The organism is Ruegeria arenilitoris (genome assembly GCF_013035425.1).
Lineage (GTDB): Bacteria > Pseudomonadota > Alphaproteobacteria > Rhodobacterales > Rhodobacteraceae > Ruegeria > Ruegeria arenilitoris_A.
The window spans coordinates 265,867-284,110 of record NZ_WQHX01000001.1; the positions used below are offsets into that span (position 1 = coordinate 265,867).

Here is an 18,244-nt window from a genome sequence, read left to right on the forward strand (position 1 = left end):
TGTCATCCTTTGACGGACCCCGCAGTCAGGCCCTTGGTCATGAAACGTTCGAGTCCTAAAAACAGCGCCATAATCGGAACGGTGGCAATCACCGCACCGGCCATCAGGTGCTGTCGTGGAATTTCTGAGGAATTCAACATTGTGACCCCTCGGGTAAGTGTGAATTTGGACGGGTCATCCAAAAGCATGAAAGCCAACAGGAATTCGTTCCAAGCAATCATAAAGACGTATAGAGACACCGAAGCCAGCGCAGGTAAGCTAAGCGGAAGTGTAATTTTCCAGATTACCGAAATGCGCGAAAGCCCATCCATTAGACCCGCCTCTTCAACTTCTGTCGGTAAGCCGCGGAAATAACCCTGCAGCATATAAAGTGCGACCGGGATCGTTGTAACCGGATAAATCATAACGATGCCAAGTATCGAATTGCGCAGACCTGTTAGTGAGAAGGCGATATAGATCGGCAACGCCAGAACGATCATCGGCACCATGTAAATCAACAAGATCGAGCGCGAGAAAGCCTTTTGTCCTTTGAACCGAAACCGCGCCACCGCATAGGCACCTGGTACGCTGAACAACAAAGTGATGAACACCGTCAGCACCGAGACATAGAATGACGTCCAAAGATAGGTACCGAAATTGAAGTCGCGGAACAGTTCGGTATAGCTGCGGAACAGCGCGGTACCTTGACTAAGATCCAGTGAAAAATCCAAGGGGTTCTGAAGTAGCGCCTGTTGCGACTTCAAACTCGTCATAACCATCACGTAGAAGGGTATGACAACGATTGCCGTGAAGAATATATATCCGAAACCGGTACAAAAGCGGATCACCGCATCTTCGTATTCATGACGAGTTAGCTCTCCAAATGGCAGTTCCTTTAGGATTTCTGCCATCGACAAATGCATCACCAAGGCGATTGACCCCACGGTGATCAACAACGCCAAAAGTGTGGTTCCAGACCCAATCAGAACAGGTCCGATCCCTGTCAGGCAAGACAAACCCAAAAACAACGCGACTCCCAAACGTGCAGTCGCATGCCGGACCGGAAAGCGGACATAGATCAACCCGGCAACCGCGCCCCAAATCACGCTGAACAGAACCTGCGGACGAAATGCAGCACCAGTGGCAAAGGACATGGTCACCGCTACGGTTGTCGCAATAACGACCAACCAAAGTGCGCCAAGGAGAGGGCCGGTTACAAATCCATTGCGCATCACAAGCCCTCCTCTCGGCTGATAAATCGGAAGAAGACAAAGCTGAACGCAAGTAAACACATCAGGATTACAACCGCGACTGCAGCGCCAGCCCCAATGTTAGAGATCGCAAAAGCCTGCTCGTAGACATTCACGGTCAGGGTGCGCGTACCTGCATTGCCACCGGTCAACAAAAAGATGTCGTCGAACTTGTTGAATGTCCAAATGAACCGCAAAAGGAACAGCACCGATAGAATGCCCAATAATTGAGGGATACTCAGCAACCAAAACTTCTGAAACGGAGAGGCACCATCCATATCTGCGGCCTCGTACATGCTGGAGTCGATTGACTGCATCCGGGCTAGAATGAACAGGAAAGACAAAGGGAAATAACGCCAGATCTCGAACACCGTAACCATGATCAAAGCGAGCGGACGTTCACCAAAAAAGTTGATCGGATCCTCACTAAGGCCCATCTGCACCAACAACGCATTGGCCGAGCCTGAAAATGGGTCGAACAAAGTGACCCAGGTAAATGCGACGGCGATGACTGGCGCGACATAAGGGAACAAGTAAAGGCCCCGGATAAAGCCCTGACCCCGAAAACTTTTGTTCAGCAAAAGGGCCGCGAAAAGGCCCATAACCAAGGCGCCGATGGTACCGAAAACAGTATAAAAAAGGGTCACCCACAAAACGCCCCAAAATTCTGAACCGTCAAAGACCCTGGCAAAGTTTTCAAGGCTGAACTCAAAATTGGTCAGAATATTCGGGCCGCTTCCGGTCAAAATTGGTACAGATCCTTCCACCAAATTTTCGAAAGATTCCGCTTCGCCATCAATTGCGACCGGAATTCGGATACGCTCGCGCTGACCGCCCTCGAGTGTGCCAAAATCACAGAATAGATCGCGCCCTTCTAATTGGCATGGAGCAGTGATCTCTGATGTCGGAGTCATGCCCTCAGGGAGAGTGTCACTGATCGTCACTCCCGCGACTGCAATCTCCTGGCTGGAATTGCGTAGACGGTACTCGATCCGCAGGTCCTCACCGGAACCGCGCAGACTCTCGCGCACCACTGGCGCAGGTGGGCGAAGGTCAGATAGGGTGAAAGGTTTGAAACTGATCCAGATAATGGCCAGCAGAGGCAAGATCACAACCAGTGAGACGCTGATCAGTGTCGGGGCCAGAAGCGCCCATGCCAAACGCGCCTCGCGTTTCGCAAGCGCTCCCGTGCCGGTCGGAGGGACAGCCGAAGACATGGGATACCTCGATGGGTTATGTGCAGCGACGCGAACGTCGCTGCGGTATTAACAAGCGGAACTTATTGAACTTTAGCGAGTTCTTCGTTCATAGCGGCAACAGCGGCCGCAGCATCGAGCTCATCGTCGATATACTGACGGACAATACGGTTGATCGCCTGGCTGTTAATCATTTTCGATGCCAGCGAGAGCTGACCTTCGGTGACTCCCCAACGCTGAGCGACATCCAAACCTCCGACAATTTCATCGATCATGGCCTGGTCGTAAAGTTCACCCAAAGGTGCCTTGCGATCTACGCCGACCGGTAACTCTGCCCACGCTTCTGAGAACGCTGTTGGGTTGTCAGCATTTCCACGTCGGACGGGGAATTTACCTTCGGGCGCAATAGCCAATGTCTGGGTATAGCCCTGATCCATTGCGTATTTCACAAATTCCATGGCGGCATCGGTATCCGCATCATTGGTGATGCCGAAATACCGAACATCGCCCCATGCAGCTCCGTCCGGATTGGACGGGCCCGAAAAGTTGGTGACAATTCCAGTCTTGCTGGCCAAATCGCGAGAGGTCGGATCATCGTTGATGGTGGGCGGAGCGCTGTCGCGAAGGCCGGCCAATTCGTCCAGAATAAACGGCGACCAGATGATCATTGCCGCCTTGCCATCAAAGTAAAGTTCGCGCGACTGCTTCCAATACAGTTCCCCCGGAGGCGAAGCTTTGGAAATGGCTTTGTAAAAGTCCAGTACCTCTGTTGTTTTGGCCTCGTCCAACGGCTGGAAACCGTCCGGACCAACTGGGCTAACTCCGTTTGCCAGGAAAACATGTTCCAACACTTGGCTCATGAAGTTTTCGTCCACCTTGGTGGCTGCAACGAATCCATACATGTCCGGCGGACTATGCAGAGCTTCCAAGGCAGCCTCGACCGCAGCATAAGAACTCGGCGCGTCTAACCCTTTTTCGTCAAACAAATCTTTGCGGTACACAACCATTTGGGTCCAGCCGTCGACCGGCACGGATGCCGTTTCGCCGTTGAACGCAGCCATTGCAAGAGCTCCCGGAGCGAAAGTATCTGCGCCTAGCTCCTCAACCACTTCTGTTGCCGCTTCCGTGTCCAGAATACCCGCTTCAGCCCAAGGCAGAGCATACTGCAACGGATGATAAACAACGTCCGGCAGATCGCCTGCTGCAAATGCGGCTGTGGCACGTGTTCCCAGATCGGTTTCGGTCACCGGGATGACTTCGACAGTAGTTCCGGTTTCAGCCTTGAATTGATCAGCCATTTCCTGCTGCTTTGCCAACCGTTCGGGTTGCTCTTCCGTCGTCCAAAAACGGATCGTGTCCGCGTGCGCAGATACCGCTGCCAGTATCAACGCAAGCGATGATCCAAGCATCAGCCTGGATGCCTTGGGTGTAAGTTTCATAGTCGGTCTCCTCCCCGGTTATGATCATTGAGATTTACAATTTTTAGCGCCAGATCCTCGGACTTCAGCCGCGGCGGCCCATCGGATTGTCGTTCTATAAGAACAGCTTCGCTGAGTTCGCGTAAGTCTTTAGGTTGCTCGCCCCGCGTCTGGCGGATCAGCAATGTTGCAAGCCGCTCCCCTGCCCGATGCGAGTCCACACTGAACGTCGTGAGCCCCGGACTGACATATTGGCACTCCGGGATGCCGTCGTACCCAATGACGGAAACATCGCGTCCGATTTCCAGATCCAAATCCCTACAAACAGAATAACAGCCTAAAGCAGCCAAGTCGGTCGCAAAAACGATAGCCGTCGGCGGGTTTTTCAGGTTCATCAAAGCCCGCGCTTCCAAAGCTCCTTCTTCGCGCGTGCGCGCGCCATCCCGGATTAATTCAGGATCAAATTCCAAGCCCGCGGCTTTCAGACCGTCAACATATCCGTCGCGGCGCAGGTGACTGTAATTGAACTTCGGATCACTACCGACGTAACCAATGCTGCTGTGTCCGAATTCGGCCAAACGAATGACCGCGTTTCTGATCGCCGTTTCGCCGGAAATATCGAACCAAGAGGTATTTTCCATTGCTGCGGCTTGACCGTATCCAGTCCGCCCATAAAGGATAAACGGTACCTTCAGCTCCCTTAGGTATTCAACTCGGGCATCTTCAACTTCCGTTCGCGGCAGAATAAACCCGTCGGCCTTGCGTTCTTCAACAAGCCTGCCCAGGACCTTGAGCATGTCCTTTTCTGACTTCGCCGTGGAAATAGTCATGGTCCAGTCAAACGAACTGGCTGCTTCACAAGCTCCGGAAAGAAAATCCTGCAAAAACGGATTGTGCCTGTCGGGTTCTTCGCCATTAATAACCATCGCAATTGCCCGGACCTTACCTGTCCGGATAGCCTGCGCGTGGCTGAGCGGGCGATAACCCATCTTGCGCGCTGTGACCTCAACCCTTTTTCGCGTCGCGTCCGAAATATCCGAATAACCGTTCAGCGCGCGCGACACGGTGCTTTTCGAAAGCCCTAAGTGATAAGCCAGCTCATCAAGCTTCACCCGCCCTGTTGCGGACGCCGCACGAAGCTGGGATTCGCCTTTTTGCGCAGTGGGATTCGTCATCATTCTTTCATTTAGTCGCTCCGAAACCGGTTTCGGCAACTAAAAAATGACCGGAATTAACTAAAAGCCGAATTTTATGGCCGTAAGAGGAGCACCGACGCCAAGTAAGGTATTCTGCGCGAGAAAAGGACCAATCACCCCAGTCCTATGAGTTTGCGTTCAATCTTGATCGCCAGAAAACGCGGCATTTAATCTGCGAAGTTTTCGTCGATCAACACTTTCAACATAGGATTTTAACAAATCCCTTCAGTTCGCCATCACTTGTTCCAGCACCGGGAAATGTTGCACAACAGTCTCGGTTGGAATGTCCTTAGGCAAAAACTCCAAGACAACTACTGCATCTCGGTTCGTTTCAAGAACCTTGCCAGCCTGAGTGTTGACGACGAAATGCCGAGGCTGATGGCCAGATGCGTTAAGAGTGAACCAATTCACATTTTCGGCCCAACTCACCCCTTCATGTACACCTCGGTCCAAAACTTCCAATTTTCGAAGCAACACCTCGCGACTATAGCGAGACAACAACAAAAGCAGATGTTCGCGTGGAATCCATCCGCCATACGAATAGACCCCCGCAGACTTTTTCATCTGGCCAAATTCGTCGACCAAATCCGCCGCTTCTTCCTGAGATAGCCCATCGGTCACTTCGTAGTCGTAATACAGTTCAAGTACATTCCCAGGTTTTTGCACCACTTCAGAGACGCCATAGCTCTTTGGGTCCTTGGAGATTGGTGCATTATGCTCGTAGCTGAATACTCCAGTTCCCTCAGAATGGATGATATCCGCGTGATCAACTAGAAACTGGGCAGTTTCCATGGCTTCTTTGCGCGTTTCGGTAGGGAAACCAAAAAAGTTGAATGTGTGGTTCCAAATTCCAGCGTCATGCGCATCTTGCAGGTTCGCCAGCATTACGTCCTGAGTATTGTCCTTCTTCATGTGCCGCTGAATACGCTCATTTGCCGACTCCAAGCCGATATACAAAGAGCGAAAGCCAATGTCGTACATGCCCCTGTAGTGTTCAGGCTTAAAGTACTTTTCAAATTTATAAAGCCCGGTGAAATAGAACTTTCAAGGCGCAACGGTTTTTGGAAGATGCGTAAATAGTTTCGGCGGAATGGCTTCGTCATTTAGAGCGAAGTGTTTCACACCGTATTTCTCGCTCAATTCCTCAATAGTTTCCGCGAAAGTTTGGGGCTGCAACATTCTATATCGATCCCCATAGATCATCCCGTGGTAGCAGAACGCACACTTGTCCCAATAGCAGCCGCGTGTTGTCAGCATTGGAAGAACTGTTTCGGGCGAGTAATAGCTGTTAAGATCCAAATCGCTAAAATCCGGCACCGGTATCTGTTCCAACGTGACCTGAGGCGCCAGTTTGGTCTTAACGAGCTTCCCGTTTTTCAACAGGCAAAGGTTACTGCTTGGAGTTGCAAACGGATCTGAACATTCGAGCAACTCAACCAACGGTGATTCACCCTCGTACCTTAAAACGAAATCGAAGTATTTTTTGAAAAAATGAGAAATCATATTAGTCTTGTCGACAAGACGCGAGAAGACACTGCCACCTATTACGATTGGTACATCCGGAAAGACCTCCTTCAATACTCGCGAAAGTGTCAAACCCGCCAAGATCTGTTCCTGACCAATCACCGACAAGCCAAAGTAACGTGGCTCACTTTTGACCGCCCTGACCTTTTCTCGAAAGAAGGATAGGAAAGGATTTATCTCAGGGTTCGAACAAAACTCGTCAATGCTGGGAATAGAAGATAGAACATCTGAAGTCGACAAGCTTGAAGTACCGACCTCGACAACTGGTTCAGCGGTAGAGAAAGCAAAAAGTAAACGCTTGAACGCTGTCACAGCAGTATAAAATTCGTCAATCGTCCGCAGGCAGCGTTCGCTTTTCAAGCCTTTAGCTTGTTGAGACTTACGATCAAAATCGCTGAGTATACCCAATGCCAGCAAAGCTTGGTTACGATAGCTGTCATGTTCTGGACCAAGGTCTTTTACATAACGGTCCAACCTGTCAATGGCCACTCGCAAACGCTGCCGCGAAATGAAGTAGTCGTAAAACTCCACATTCCAATCAGATTGCTTTACTGCGAACCCCCTTTCTACCAAAAAGGCTTTGAGCGCTGGCGTGCTGAGGAACGGCTGAAACGGCGACCATTGCGGTGGAAAAATGAGATGAATATCTAAATTTTCCATAATCTTATTCCCCGCAGAGAGACGGCAGTCAGAAAACCAAACGTGAATTCGACCACTCGTCAAATGCTCGCGACCTTTAGATCGCAAACATTCGAACTAAATGGCCTACTTTCGCAATCGACGAGGCTTGGAAGACCCTTCGGCAAGCATGTCCGAAGATCCCTGATTCTGATTTTGATTGTCCATTACCTCTTCGCCGCCACCCATAAGAACCGTCTTCAGGTTTTGAAGCGCAGCCGGCTTCATGGCCAACAATTCTTCCATTTTTCCCTGGTTTTGATTTTGGTTGTCCATGACTTCTTCGCCACCGCCCACCGACCCAATACCGACTTCGCGAAGGATCTCGGGCTTCATGCGCGAAATCTCCTCAAGGCTGCCTTGGTTCTGGTTCTGATTGTCTGATAGGGCGAAGTCGTCCGGCAGGGAAGCTTCGATTTCTCTTAGCAAATTTGGAGCAAGGTTGTCTTTGAGAACGCCGAGCACACTAAGTTTGTCCATGGGAAACTCCTGATCAAATAAGCTTGGCAATCTCAACTCAATAACACAATATAAAGATGTTTGCAATTATTTAAAGCAATTTTAGGTTGTTCACTTTTAAAGTGCTAATAAATTTAAGTGTTTTAGTTTTTGTTGTATAAATAGAAATAAAACTCCTTCTTTAGACGGATTTATTTCAGGATCTTTGCTGAAAGGTGCAATAATTTTTTCCTTTGATATTTCCTAAGTTATTTGTGTTTACGCTAGTGGTCGTCCGGTTTTTACATGACCCGCTAATAGTTTACTTTTAGTTGTGCTTGGGCGGCTGGCCAAAGTGAAAAGCTGCGTGCCTTTAACTAGAAGGCTATCATCCCTCGGGTTTTTACGACTTAAATCCCGACGAGACAAAGGCCATTGTCGCGGCTTGTCTTACCTAAAAAGATAGTGATCGCTAGCGAGATCGATGACCTGAGTTCTGCACTTAAACTGGGCTGAGCCACGGCAAATGGATGGATTGATTTCATGTCTTGCACCAAACCAGTCGTCTAAACCTTAGGCACAGCGCACAGTTCTGCCCCACTTGTCACCGCAATCTGGGCGAAAAAGCTTTTCTGAAACGAAATGGACAGTCAGGCTGCTGGCAAGGTTGTGCTACAGATAATTCCATCGAGACTATGGAGGACTCTCAATGAACGATCAAACCCGAACCCAACGTCTCACCGCAGCAGATTTCGACCAAGAACTTCTCGATTTGTACGATTACTATGCGCATGGGAGGATTTCAAAGCGGGAATTCCTCGATCGCGCTGGAAAATGGGCTGTAGGTGGATTAACCGCAGCGGCAATACTAAGCACCCTTTCACCCAATTACGCATTGGCTCAACAGGTCGCAGAAGACGACCCGGAGATTCAGGCCGAAGAAATCACCTATAGTAGCCCGGACGGAACCGGTGATGTGTCGGCCTATCTCGTGCGTCCAACCCAGATTGACCCCGATCGACCGCCTGCGGCAGTTCTGGTTGTACATGAAAACCGCGGCCTCAATCCTTACATTCGAGACGTTGTGCGTCGCGTTGCCAAGGCTGGTTTTGTCGCGATGGGTCCAGACGGGCTTTCATCGCTTGGTGGGTATCCGGGAAATGACGATGAAGGTCGCGAAATGCAGCGAAGCCTAGATCGCGAACTTCTCCTAAACGACTTTTTTGCAGGTTTTGAGTTTCTTCAAGCGTTGGACGGTACGAATGGAAAAGTGGGAGCAACCGGATTTTGTTACGGCGGAGGCGTCGTGAACAAATTGGCAGTGGCCTACCCAGAAATGGCAGCTGGTGTTCCATTTTACGGAGCCGCGCCAGACAACGCCAAGGTCGGTCTTATCGAAGCCCCCCTGATGATACAGCTTGCTGCGCTGGATCAACGGATAAATGCGATGTGGCCGGAGTTTCAAAAAGCACTTGTCGAAAATGACAAGCGCTACCAAGTTTACATCTATCCCGGCGTGAATCACGGATTTCACAACGACACGACACCTCGATACGACCAAGCGGCGGCAAAACTGGCGGAAGAGCGTATGATCGCTTGGTTTCGCACGTACCTGGCGGGTTAAAATACACCTGCGATGTCACTGTGAAGGGGTAACTTCTGACTTCCTGCTCCAATGATGCCTTTGCTGTCTGGGCGCCTGACAACCTCATCTTGGCGCCTGCAGGTATAGCCATCTGTGTTTTGCCAATAGGTACTTTTGGGCAAAGATATGACTTCCAAGTTCACTTATCTTCTTAATCATGGCTTATTTGATATCCCGCCTTCCAGTGCTGGCCGCGAGTCTGATCGGGAGGTCGGTTTTGCTTACTGCAAAAGAAAACCCCACCGTGATGGGGTTAGTTGAGGTTTGGGACAGTGAATCTCGTTCAGAGATGATCCTTCTATCGCCAACTAGCCTTTCGATTACTTAAAGCTGTCATTAATTCGAGCGCCTTCAAGCAATCAGCAATGTTGACCGAGGCCTCAAAGATAATTGGAGTGGATCGATTTTGGCAGTCTACCGAGCCAGAGAACTACCGAGGGAACAGAAGGTGGTCTCAATTTCGTTGAAATAGCATTTCGTGAGACGCGATGTTCGCGACAGTCACTGAATGCCAACCGAAATCATTTTATGTGAACAAAAACTCATCCGTGAGGATCAAAGGCTGAGTGCTTGCCACCTTTTGTTCTACCGGAACTTCAGGTTTCACTCGGGAATTCGAACTTAGAGTGACACTCCTACTTTGCGCTCTTTGTTGCTCAATCTTGTTCAACAAGAAAAAAACTGCCGCATTTGTACCGACAAGGTTCTGGGGTACAGGTATCTGCTCGACGTTTGGGCCCATCTTGGTGTTGCTCACTGTAGTAGCTGAAAATGCCTTACGCATGGTCAGCTTAAGCCAAAACATGGCAATACTAAGGCGAATGCAATGTGCGTGCAGCATGAGCTTTTAATCGCTCACTGATTGCAACACGCTACCGTATGGGTGCTAAAAGTTGTCAAACACCGTCAACTCACACCTTTGTCCCAATCGAGACATCAGGAATCCCGGCACTGTTTTGAATAGAATAGAAAAATTCGATCCGCACCTAGTGTGGTTGGATGGAAATAACCTGGCAAAATTTGAATTATCAGCCTCAAATGACCGAAAGCAATGTGCTTGCAGCCCCTACAAACCCAGCCGCCGCTACCGCAGCCGCAAGGAGTATACAGCAGACCTCCAGTGCAGATAGTTTCATTTGCTCGCATCGCCCCTTAGCAGAACTTTCCGCTCGAGATAGAGGAACTCTGGCAGGTCGCAAAGAGCATGCGCATTTACGCAGCGGAAACTTGCCTCGCGACGGCACATATTCGCCCAGAATACCGTTCAGGTTTCCCACGAGTGGCACGCCCAAGCTCTTTGGAACTTGACCTGTTGCCGCAATACATCACGAGTCGAATCCCAAACCTGAACTGCGGGTGATTTTGTGTGCTGCAGGATGTCAGCACCTGCCTTGCAAACCATTTAGGTCTTTTCCGATTCGCCACATTTCGACAGAATTAGGTGCGCTAAAGGCCGAAACCGAGAGGCTAATCGGCCTGATATGACCTTGGCCAGCCAAAGCTCGCGCTGGTTCCAACAATAGCCCGGCTGTCTTTGCCGTGGTTCGGATGGACCAAATGGATCAAGTAAGACGGCATTACGATCATTTCACCTGCACCAGACGCAGGGATTTTGCTTCGAAAAGCGCTCGACACCGATATCCGGAAATGTGGTAGCTCATTCCTGAGATCAAGAAACTGGATCATACCAGAGGATCCTTCTTCGATCTTTGGCTGCGAAGCAAAATAAACACCTGACCAGTGGCCACTCTGGGGCGAGTATGAGGGGAGTTGTTACCGCAGAGAGGATTTTCGTTCATGCATCCAAACAACTTTAGTCTAAACTCCTCCGGATCGACCTACTGAGAAACCTTCGCGAAACGTGGAGTACAGCATCCTGTGCCGCTTTCTGTTGGCGAATTCGCTGAGTTGAGAATAACCAACGGGGACGCGATCAAGTCGCAGAACACATCCATCTACAAAAAGGCCAATGTCAAAACAGAACGCAACTTTCAGGTACGCCAGTCGAGGAAATGTTGATCGAAGAACCCTGAGAAATCAGAACTTTTTAGAAGTAACAACCGTTCAGTAGCTTAAAGCCTTAGGTGCGCAACAACAGCCTGTCTATAAACGGTTCAGCAGTTTCCTTTACTGCAACTTGCGCCTGGGATTCACGCGATCGACAGGTTCTGTTGAAACAAAAAGAAATTTTCTGACCTAGGTGTTCATAGGGTTCGAATTTTGTATGAACAAAGAATGACCATAAGGGAGAAGTAAATGAAGAAGTGTTTTTTGGCTGCGACAGCAGCGGCGCTTTTCGCAACGGGTGCTTTGGCTGAAGTCAAAGTAGGGATGATAACAACGCTTTCAGGCGGCGGAGCGGGCTTGGGAATTGATGTGCGCGATGGATTTATGCTTGCAATCGCGCAATCCGGTCGAGACAACATTGAGGTTGTGATTGAGGATGATCAACGAAAGCCGGACATCGCTGTGCAGCTTTCCGACAAGATGATTCAGTCCGAGCGTGTTGATGTAATGACGGGCATTATCTGGTCAAATCTGGCAATGGCTGTCGTGCCTGCAGCGGTAAACCAAAATGTTTTCTATCTGTCACCAAACGCTGGACCTTCTGCGCTTGCGGGTCAGGGTTGTCACCAAAATTACTTCAATGTTGCCTGGCAGAACGACAACTTGCATGAGGCGGCGGGGGCTTATGCTAATAACGCCGGCTATAAGAATACCTTCATAATGGCCCCGAACTATCCAGCGGGCACTGACGCGCTAACTGGCTACAAACGCTTCTTTAGCGGTGATTTGGCTGGTGAGGTCTATACAGAGCTTGGTCAAACAGATTATGCAGCCGAGATCGCCCAGATCAGGGCAAGTGATGCCGACAGCGTTTTTTTCTTCCTTCCTGGTGGGATGGGGATTTCTTTCCTAAAGCAATATGCGGACAGCGGTATAGATCTTCCGGTTGTCGGTCCAGCGTTCAGCTTTGATCAAGGCATCCTTCAGGCAGTTGGCGATGCCGCGCTGGGCGTCGTGAACACTTCGCAGTGGAACAAGGATATCGACAATCCGACTAACGCAGCTTTTGTCGAAAGCTTCCAAGCCGAATACGGCCGCTTGCCGTCGCTTTATGCAAGCCAGGGGTTCGATACGGCGAACCTGCTTCTGTCAGCACTTGAGAAGGCTGATCCATCTGATGCAGATGCATTCCGTGAAGCCCTGCGTGCGGCTGATTTTGACAGCACGCGTGGAGAATTTGCTTTCGGGCAGAACCACCATCCGGTGCAAACGATCTACGCTCGTGAAGTGGTCAAAGAAGGTGATGTATTCACAAACAAGATCATCGGTCCAGCTCTGGAAAATCACTCCGACGCTTACGCTGCCGACTGCAAAATGTGATCAAATCCTGCCTGCCTTCAAATTTAGGCAGGCAGGCATTCGGAGTTTTCATGTCTTCGATCTTAATTTTCGAGCAGATCCTTAACGGGCTGCAATTCGGCGTCATGCTCTTTTTGATGGCTGCTGGGCTGACGCTGATTTTCGGCGTGATGGGGTTGATCAACCTCGCCCACGGCTCGCTGTACATGGTCGGTGCGTTTGCCGCAGCTGCCGTCGCGGGGGCAACGGGCTCATTCTTTGCGGGGCTCGTGGCCGCGCTTGCAGCTGCGGCGTTGGCAGGCGCGATTATCGAAATCGGTATAATACGGAGGCTTTATGACGCCCCGCACTTAGATCAGGTCTTGGCCACCTTTGCCCTGATCCTGATCTTTTCAGAGGGCACAAGGTGGGTATTCGGTTCTTTCCCACTTTTTCTTAACATTCCGCAAGGGCTGTCCGGCCCGGTGAGCTTGCCAGGTGGGATCGAATATCCTCTTTATCGCTTGTTCCTTATTTTGATGGGAATAGCGATCGCGGGTGGGCTTTGGTTGCTAATCGAACGCACCCGCATCGGAATTCAGATACGCGCCGGGGAAAATGATCGAGAGATGATCGCCGCGTTAGGCGTTGATATCTCTAAACTTTACACACTGGTCTTCGCTTTGGGGGCGGCGCTTGCTGGTCTCGCTGGTGCGCTTGTGGGCGCAATTCAATCGGTTCAGGTCGGTATGGGTGAACCGGTCCTTATTCTGGCGTTTGTCGTTATCGTCATTGGTGGTATCGGGTCGATCCGTGGGGCTTTCATCGGGGCACTTTTGGTTGGTCTGACCGACACGCTGGGCGGCGTGTTTCTACCCGAACTGTTCAAGCTGTTTATGGATTCAGGCGCCGCGCAAAAGAGCGGATCGGCTATCGCATCGATGGGAATTTACATCCTGATGGGACTTGTTTTGATCTGGCGTCCAACTGGGTTGTTCGGAGCTCGCGCATGAAGTTTGAGGAACGCTATCTCAACCTTTTCGTTTTGGTCGGGCTTCTTTTGCTACCGATTTGGGCGCAAGCGATGGATGAGCCTTTTACGATCACCCTGGCGACGCGGGCGGTGATCCTTGCTTTGGCCGCAGTTGGGCTGAACCTCGCGCTGGGCATTGGGGGGATGGTCAGCTTTGGTCACGCCGTCTTCTTTGGGATCGGTGGCTACGCTATGGGTATACTTGCTTATCACGCTCAGACCTATACGACATTGAGTCTTGGTTTGTTTGAGACAGGCGGGACAAATTCCATGCCGGTCATCTGGCTGGTTGCAATGCTTCTTTCGGGCGCCGTTGCTTTTGTCATTGGTCTGCTATCGTTACGAACGTCTGGCGTTTACTTCATCATGATAACGCTCGCTTTCGGCCAAATGTTCTATTATTTCGCAATTTCGTGGGCGCAGTATGGGGGCGAAGACGGGCTATCGATCTACGTGCGCAACGGATTTCCGGGCCTAAACACGCTTGTTCCGATCGAGTTCTTCGGCATCTGTTTTGTTCTTCTTTGCGTAACTCTCGTTCTATTCGCCCGCCTTCAATCTTCGCCGTTCGGATTGGCGTTGAATGCGGCCCGTCAGAGTAAATCAAGGGTGGCGGCCGTCGGCCTTAACCCCACTCGTGTGAAACTGCTGGCATTTGTCTTGTCTGGCGCTGTTACCGGGTTAGCAGGAGCGTTGTTTGCAGATTTGAACCGCTTTGTCTCTCCAACAATGTTTAGCTGGCAATTGTCTGGTGAATTGATCGTGCTGATTATCATCGGTGGTGTGGGTCGATTGATGGGACCAGTTATTGGGGCATGCGTATTCGTGGCGCTCGAGCATTTTCTTGGCGAAATAACTGATTTCTGGCATGTTTCTCTTGGAATAATCCTGCTTTGTATAGTTTTGTTCGGACGTGGTGGTCTTATCGGTCTTATCACCGGCAAGGAGGGCGCGCATGTATAGGCCGATACTCGCGACCCATGGTCTTACCAAAAGTTTTGGAGCGCTGAACGCAACACGAGATGTGTCAATAGATCTTAATAGCAAAGAAATCCATGCGATCATTGGGCCGAACGGCGCAGGGAAATCAACGCTTATCAAACAGATTTGCGGTGAAATGCAACCGGATAGCGGACGCGTAACGCTCGACGGACAAGATGTTTCGAAATTGTCCACATTTGCGCGGGCCCGAGCTGGCCTCGGCCGAACATTTCAGGTGTCTGATCTTTGCAGGGAAGACACCGTAGTGGAAAATGTTGTGTTAGGGAGTTTGGGTGCCGAAGGCGCTGTATGGCGTTTTTGGAAAAGCGCTTTGAAAACAAGGGATCTGTGCGAACGGGCAGAGCGAGCTTTAGAGCGCGTTGGATTGATCGAAGAGCGTTACACGCGTTGTGCCAATCTCAGCCATGGACAGCGTCGCCAATTGGAAGTCGCCGTTGCGCTTACACTTTCGCCCCGCGCATTCATTATGGATGAACCAATGGCCGGGTTAGGCGTAGAGGGTTCAAAGCAAATGACAAGTTTCCTTGATGGGCTACGGAAAGAAGCTCCTATTTTGTTGGTGGAACACGACATGGATGCTGTCTTTGCGCTGGCAGACAGGATCAGCGTAATGGTCTACGGCAAAGTCATCGCAACCGGGACACCAAACGAAATAAGAAACAGAAAGGAAGTGCGGGAAGCCTATCTGGGGGATGCTGTATGAGTTTTCTGACGGTCCGGAACCTCACGGCTTCATACGGAGTTAGCCAAGCCTTGTTCGGCGTTGATTTGACCGTAGCAAAAGGCGAAGTTACCGCGTTGCTGGGACGGAACGGAATGGGAAAGTCGACCACCGTAAAGTCAATTTGCCAAATGATCCGCTCAAAAGGCACTATCACTTTGGATGGGTTAAACCTGCAGAATCTTCCCAGCTACAAGGTGTCCCGCGAGGGAGTCGGCCTTGTTCCTGAGGGAAGACGCTGCTTTTCCGATCTGACGGTGCGTGAAAACCTGATAGCGACAGCTCGTCCCGGAGAATGGGATCTTAACGAAGTAACCAAACTGTTCCCAAGGTTAGACGAACGAAAAGGCCAGCGAGCGGGATCACTTTCCGGGGGCGAACAACAAATGCTTGCCATTGGCCGAGCATTGATGACAAACCCCCGCCTGCTGATTTTGGATGAGGCGACAGAAGGTCTGGCGCCAATTATCAGGCAAGAGATCTGGGCCGCCATTCGGCAACTAAAACAGGAAACCAGCGTCGCAATTTTGTTAATCGACAAGTCGCTAAAAGAACTTTCCGCCATTTCGGAAAGAGCAATAATACTCGAACGCGGTAGAACAGTTTGGTCCGGCAAAATGACTAGTTTGACACATGAGATTACCGAAAAATACATAGGTATCTGAAGCTCAAATTAGGTTGTCGGCCGGATTTCGTCGGCTTTGGAGCAATGGCTTAAGTTGCTCCAAATTCGACAATTTGGGCCGCTGCAAAAAACTCCTTTTCCTTGTATGCTTCAAAGCGATACTCAGGGAACTGGCATGAGCAAAAAAGATCACTGGGACAGAATATATGGCGCGAAGGTCGAAGCAGACCTGAGCTGGCATCAGGATGATCCGACTGTTTCGCTGGAATTGATGTTGCAAGCAGGTCTGACATCAAAGTCTGCAGTCGTCGACATCGGCGCGGGAACATCACGTGTCGTGGATCGTCTTCTTGAGCTTGGGCTTTGCGATATCTCGGTTCTTGACCTTTCCGATTGCGCAATCAAGTCGGCACGTCGCCGGCTAGGCGACCGTGGTAAGAAAGTTAATTGGATTGTGGCTGATGTAACGACGTGGAAGACCACACGGGTCTTTGACATCTGGCATGATCGCGCAGTGTTCCACTTCCTTGTCAATCCAGCGGACAGGGCTGCTTACATAGATCGGCTCTCCGACAGTTTGGCCCTGGATGGGCATGCCGTAATAGCGACTTTCGCGCCTGATGGACCAACAAAGTGCAGCGGACTCGATGTCGTAAGATATAGCCCCGAAAGCCTGAACGAAGTTTTGGGTGAAAGATTCACACTAGTTACACATCGTTTTCATCTCCACCTTACGCCCTGGGATCTAGAACAATCGTTTCAATACAGCCTTTTTCAAAAAGCACTATGAGCCGAGGATAAAGCCTCTAAACAGAAGCTCACCAAGTCTTGACTGATTGGTTTCTTTCAAACTGACCGGGTTTGGTTGAGAGCAATTTTTGGAAGACAAGCGCACCGCATGGCCCGAAAGCTGCCGTAATCTGACCTTATTCAGGCATCACAATAAATGACGGTATATTTCAATTCGCGATGACCCGAGACCCCCGAAGTAGAAAGGATTTCTACCGTGTTGAACTTTCTAAAAATAAGTGTGTCCGCGCTTGCTCTGTCTGCTTTCGTGACCGTCCCTGTCGCAACGGTTTTGACTGCCGATTACGCCTACGCGAAAAATGGTAACGGCAACAGCGGAGGCAAAGGTGGAAATGGCGGAAACAACAACGGTGGGAAAGGCGACAACGCCGGGAAATCAGGTGCAAACAAAGGCTGGGGTTCAGACAAAAAGCTGAATGGAAAAAATACGAAATCGGCGAGCAGAGGCGGTAAGCCCAAAAAAGAAGGCAGAATTGGGCGTGCTGTCAAAGAAGATTTTCAAACTTTGGGCCGCAACCTGCAAAAAAACGGCATCAAGGGTCTTTTCAAAGGTAGCAAATCGCAGGTTACCGCAACTCGTACAAAAAGCACCTCTGTCAAACAGTCTGTGAAACCGCCAAGCAGAAAAGCAAGTCTTGTCGACGATTTCACACTTCACCCAAGCAACCTCGGCAAACTTAATGGCGCAATCAACTCCAGCATAAATGCAAAGCTCGCGCATATTGCGAACGATCAATATGCGAAAGGTAAAGGGCCCGTAAGCCTTGCAGCAGCCCTTGCTGTGGCAGACGCCAATTTCAATCACCTCATGGGTGAAGAAAACTCGTTGAGCGCTGAAGACGTTAAGGACATTGCCGCGGCATTTGATCTTTTGGATGCGCCCCCAATGACTCTGGAAGAAGCAGAGGATATTTTGGCCGATCCTGAATTGACGGAATCAGCAGAATGGGCGACCGCGCAATCTGTCAAAGAAGCCTATGACCTCACTACAGATGACGAAGGGAACACGATTGATCGTCCGACAGAGGAGCAATTGGCAGCTGCCGAGGCAGTGCACGAAACAGAAGCAAACCTTTTAGATCATTATAAAGGCGATTTCTCTGACGACGACTTGGTCGCAGCGGAACAGCAAGACCACGTCCTTGACGCCGTACGAACCTCCAATCCTGACGACGAGGCGGTTAAAGCAGCGCTCGACAACTCGGCAGAGGATCAAGAGTATTCCGTCGACGACGAAGCAGATGATGACGACAGTGAAGTCAGTGACTCATCGGACGACGAGGTTCCCAACCTCGACGAGGAAATCAAAAAAGAACTTGCGAGTAGCGACTAAGCCTAGGTTGAGAGAGTCGGCGACTACGATTTTAGCGCAGTTTCCAGCAAA

Annotated in this window: 15 protein-coding genes and 2 pseudogenes; 8 read left to right on the forward strand and 9 right to left on the reverse strand. The window is 50.4% G+C overall.

Annotated features, from left to right (window positions below):
• Positions 1 to 2: 2 nt before the first annotated feature.
• The 7 genes and pseudogenes from GOV45_RS01275 to GOV45_RS01305 all read right to left on the reverse strand — a co-directional run bounded on the left by GOV45_RS01275 (position 3) and on the right by GOV45_RS01305 (position 7,721).
• The gene (locus GOV45_RS01275; protein WP_170473166.1) at positions 3 to 1,211 is read right to left on the reverse strand and encodes a carbohydrate ABC transporter permease; all 1,209 of its coding nucleotides are present in this window, start codon (positions 1,209 to 1,211) and stop codon (positions 3 to 5) included.
• Positions 1,211 to 2,446: a carbohydrate ABC transporter permease gene (locus GOV45_RS01280; RefSeq protein WP_170473168.1), complete on the reverse strand. Its 1,236-nt coding sequence runs from the start codon at positions 2,444 to 2,446 to the stop codon at positions 1,211 to 1,213. Before GOV45_RS01280 ends, GOV45_RS01275 begins: the two co-directional genes overlap by 1 nt.
• Before the next feature lie 62 nt (positions 2,447 to 2,508).
• Positions 2,509 to 3,864: an ABC transporter substrate-binding protein gene (locus GOV45_RS01285; protein WP_170473169.1), complete on the reverse strand. Its 1,356-nt coding sequence runs from the start codon at positions 3,862 to 3,864 to the stop codon at positions 2,509 to 2,511.
• Positions 3,861 to 5,021 (reverse strand): LacI family DNA-binding transcriptional regulator, encoded by a 1,161-nt coding sequence (locus GOV45_RS01290; protein ID WP_254447877.1) that lies wholly within the window; start codon positions 5,019 to 5,021, stop codon positions 3,861 to 3,863. Before GOV45_RS01290 ends, GOV45_RS01285 begins: the two co-directional genes overlap by 4 nt.
• Before the next feature lie 243 nt (positions 5,022 to 5,264).
• A pseudogene (locus GOV45_RS01295) lies at positions 5,265 to 6,026 on the reverse strand (radical SAM protein); the annotation flags it as partial.
• 57 nt (positions 6,027 to 6,083) lie between these two features.
• Positions 6,084 to 7,223, reverse strand: a complete 1,140-nt coding sequence (locus tag GOV45_RS01300; protein ID WP_170473172.1) for a B12-binding domain-containing radical SAM protein — start codon at positions 7,221 to 7,223, stop codon at positions 6,084 to 6,086.
• 105 nt (positions 7,224 to 7,328) lie between these two features.
• Positions 7,329 to 7,721: a hypothetical protein gene (locus tag GOV45_RS01305; protein ID WP_170473174.1), complete on the reverse strand. Its 393-nt coding sequence runs from the start codon at positions 7,719 to 7,721 to the stop codon at positions 7,329 to 7,331.
• Between the two features lie 667 nt (positions 7,722 to 8,388).
• Between GOV45_RS01305 and yghX the strand changes: the two genes are divergently transcribed.
• Positions 8,389 to 9,303 carry a YghX family hydrolase gene (gene yghX, locus GOV45_RS01310; RefSeq protein WP_170473176.1) on the forward strand — a complete coding sequence of 305 codons (915 nt, stop codon included), beginning with the start codon at positions 8,389 to 8,391 and terminating at the stop codon, positions 9,301 to 9,303.
• A 547-nt stretch (positions 9,304 to 9,850) separates the two neighbouring features.
• On the opposite strand, the gene GOV45_RS01315 is transcribed toward yghX, so the two are convergent.
• Entirely contained in the window at positions 9,851 to 10,129 is a 279-nt protein-coding gene (locus GOV45_RS01315; RefSeq protein ID WP_170473177.1) for a hypothetical protein, read from the reverse strand.
• A gap of 662 nt (positions 10,130 to 10,791) precedes the next feature.
• A pseudogene (locus GOV45_RS01320) lies at positions 10,792 to 11,061 on the reverse strand (hypothetical protein); the annotation flags it as partial.
• Between the two features lie 519 nt (positions 11,062 to 11,580).
• Here GOV45_RS01320 and GOV45_RS01325 point away from each other — a divergent pair.
• From GOV45_RS01325 to GOV45_RS01355, 7 genes are all read left to right on the forward strand, one after another.
• The gene (locus GOV45_RS01325) at positions 11,581 to 12,711 is read left to right on the forward strand and encodes an ABC transporter substrate-binding protein (RefSeq protein ID WP_170473179.1); all 1,131 of its coding nucleotides are present in this window, start codon (positions 11,581 to 11,583) and stop codon (positions 12,709 to 12,711) included.
• Between the two features lie 50 nt (positions 12,712 to 12,761).
• Entirely contained in the window at positions 12,762 to 13,682 is a 921-nt protein-coding gene (locus GOV45_RS01330; protein WP_170473181.1) for a branched-chain amino acid ABC transporter permease, read from the forward strand.
• Positions 13,679 to 14,665: a branched-chain amino acid ABC transporter permease gene (locus GOV45_RS01335; RefSeq protein ID WP_170473183.1), complete on the forward strand. Its 987-nt coding sequence runs from the start codon at positions 13,679 to 13,681 to the stop codon at positions 14,663 to 14,665. The genes GOV45_RS01330 and GOV45_RS01335 overlap by 4 nt, the downstream gene beginning before the upstream one ends.
• A complete protein-coding gene (locus tag GOV45_RS01340; RefSeq protein WP_170473186.1) occupies positions 14,658 to 15,407 on the forward strand; it encodes an ABC transporter ATP-binding protein in 750 nt (249 codons plus the stop codon). Before GOV45_RS01335 ends, GOV45_RS01340 begins: the two co-directional genes overlap by 8 nt.
• Entirely contained in the window at positions 15,404 to 16,090 is a 687-nt protein-coding gene (locus GOV45_RS01345) for an ABC transporter ATP-binding protein (RefSeq protein WP_170473188.1), read from the forward strand. Before GOV45_RS01340 ends, GOV45_RS01345 begins: the two co-directional genes overlap by 4 nt.
• 135 nt (positions 16,091 to 16,225) lie before the next feature.
• The gene (locus GOV45_RS01350) at positions 16,226 to 16,840 is read left to right on the forward strand and encodes a class I SAM-dependent methyltransferase (protein WP_170473190.1); all 615 of its coding nucleotides are present in this window, start codon (positions 16,226 to 16,228) and stop codon (positions 16,838 to 16,840) included.
• Positions 16,841 to 17,056: 216 nt separating this feature from the next.
• Entirely contained in the window at positions 17,057 to 18,193 is a 1,137-nt protein-coding gene (locus tag GOV45_RS01355; protein ID WP_170473193.1) for a hypothetical protein, read from the forward strand.
• The last annotated feature ends 51 nt before the right edge of the window (positions 18,194 to 18,244 follow it).

What these genes read in the sequence shown, in the direction of transcription:
- GOV45_RS01275 (WP_170473166.1), bottom strand. Translation starts at nt 1,211, where the DNA reads ATGCGCAATGGATTTGTAACCGGCCCTCTCCTTGGCGCACTTTGGTTG.
- GOV45_RS01280 (WP_170473168.1), bottom strand. Translation starts at nt 2,446, where the DNA reads ATGTCTTCGGCTGTCCCTCCGACCGGCACGGGAGCGCTTGCGAAACGC.
- GOV45_RS01285 (WP_170473169.1), bottom strand. Translation starts at nt 3,864, where the DNA reads ATGAAACTTACACCCAAGGCATCCAGGCTGATGCTTGGATCATCGCTT.
- GOV45_RS01290 (WP_254447877.1), bottom strand. Translation starts at nt 5,021, where the DNA reads ATGATGACGAATCCCACTGCGCAAAAAGGCGAATCCCAGCTTCGTGCG.
- GOV45_RS01300 (WP_170473172.1), bottom strand. Translation starts at nt 7,223, where the DNA reads ATGGAAAATTTAGATATTCATCTCATTTTTCCACCGCAATGGTCGCCG.
- GOV45_RS01305 (WP_170473174.1), bottom strand. Translation starts at nt 7,721, where the DNA reads ATGGACAAACTTAGTGTGCTCGGCGTTCTCAAAGACAACCTTGCTCCA.
- yghX (WP_170473176.1), top strand. Translation starts at nt 8,389, where the DNA reads ATGAACGATCAAACCCGAACCCAACGTCTCACCGCAGCAGATTTCGAC.
- GOV45_RS01315 (WP_170473177.1), bottom strand. Translation starts at nt 10,129, where the DNA reads ATGTTTTGGCTTAAGCTGACCATGCGTAAGGCATTTTCAGCTACTACA.
- GOV45_RS01325 (WP_170473179.1), top strand. Translation starts at nt 11,581, where the DNA reads ATGAAGAAGTGTTTTTTGGCTGCGACAGCAGCGGCGCTTTTCGCAACG.
- GOV45_RS01330 (WP_170473181.1), top strand. Translation starts at nt 12,762, where the DNA reads ATGTCTTCGATCTTAATTTTCGAGCAGATCCTTAACGGGCTGCAATTC.
- GOV45_RS01335 (WP_170473183.1), top strand. Translation starts at nt 13,679, where the DNA reads ATGAAGTTTGAGGAACGCTATCTCAACCTTTTCGTTTTGGTCGGGCTT.
- GOV45_RS01340 (WP_170473186.1), top strand. Translation starts at nt 14,658, where the DNA reads ATGTATAGGCCGATACTCGCGACCCATGGTCTTACCAAAAGTTTTGGA.
- GOV45_RS01345 (WP_170473188.1), top strand. Translation starts at nt 15,404, where the DNA reads ATGAGTTTTCTGACGGTCCGGAACCTCACGGCTTCATACGGAGTTAGC.
- GOV45_RS01350 (WP_170473190.1), top strand. Translation starts at nt 16,226, where the DNA reads ATGAGCAAAAAAGATCACTGGGACAGAATATATGGCGCGAAGGTCGAA.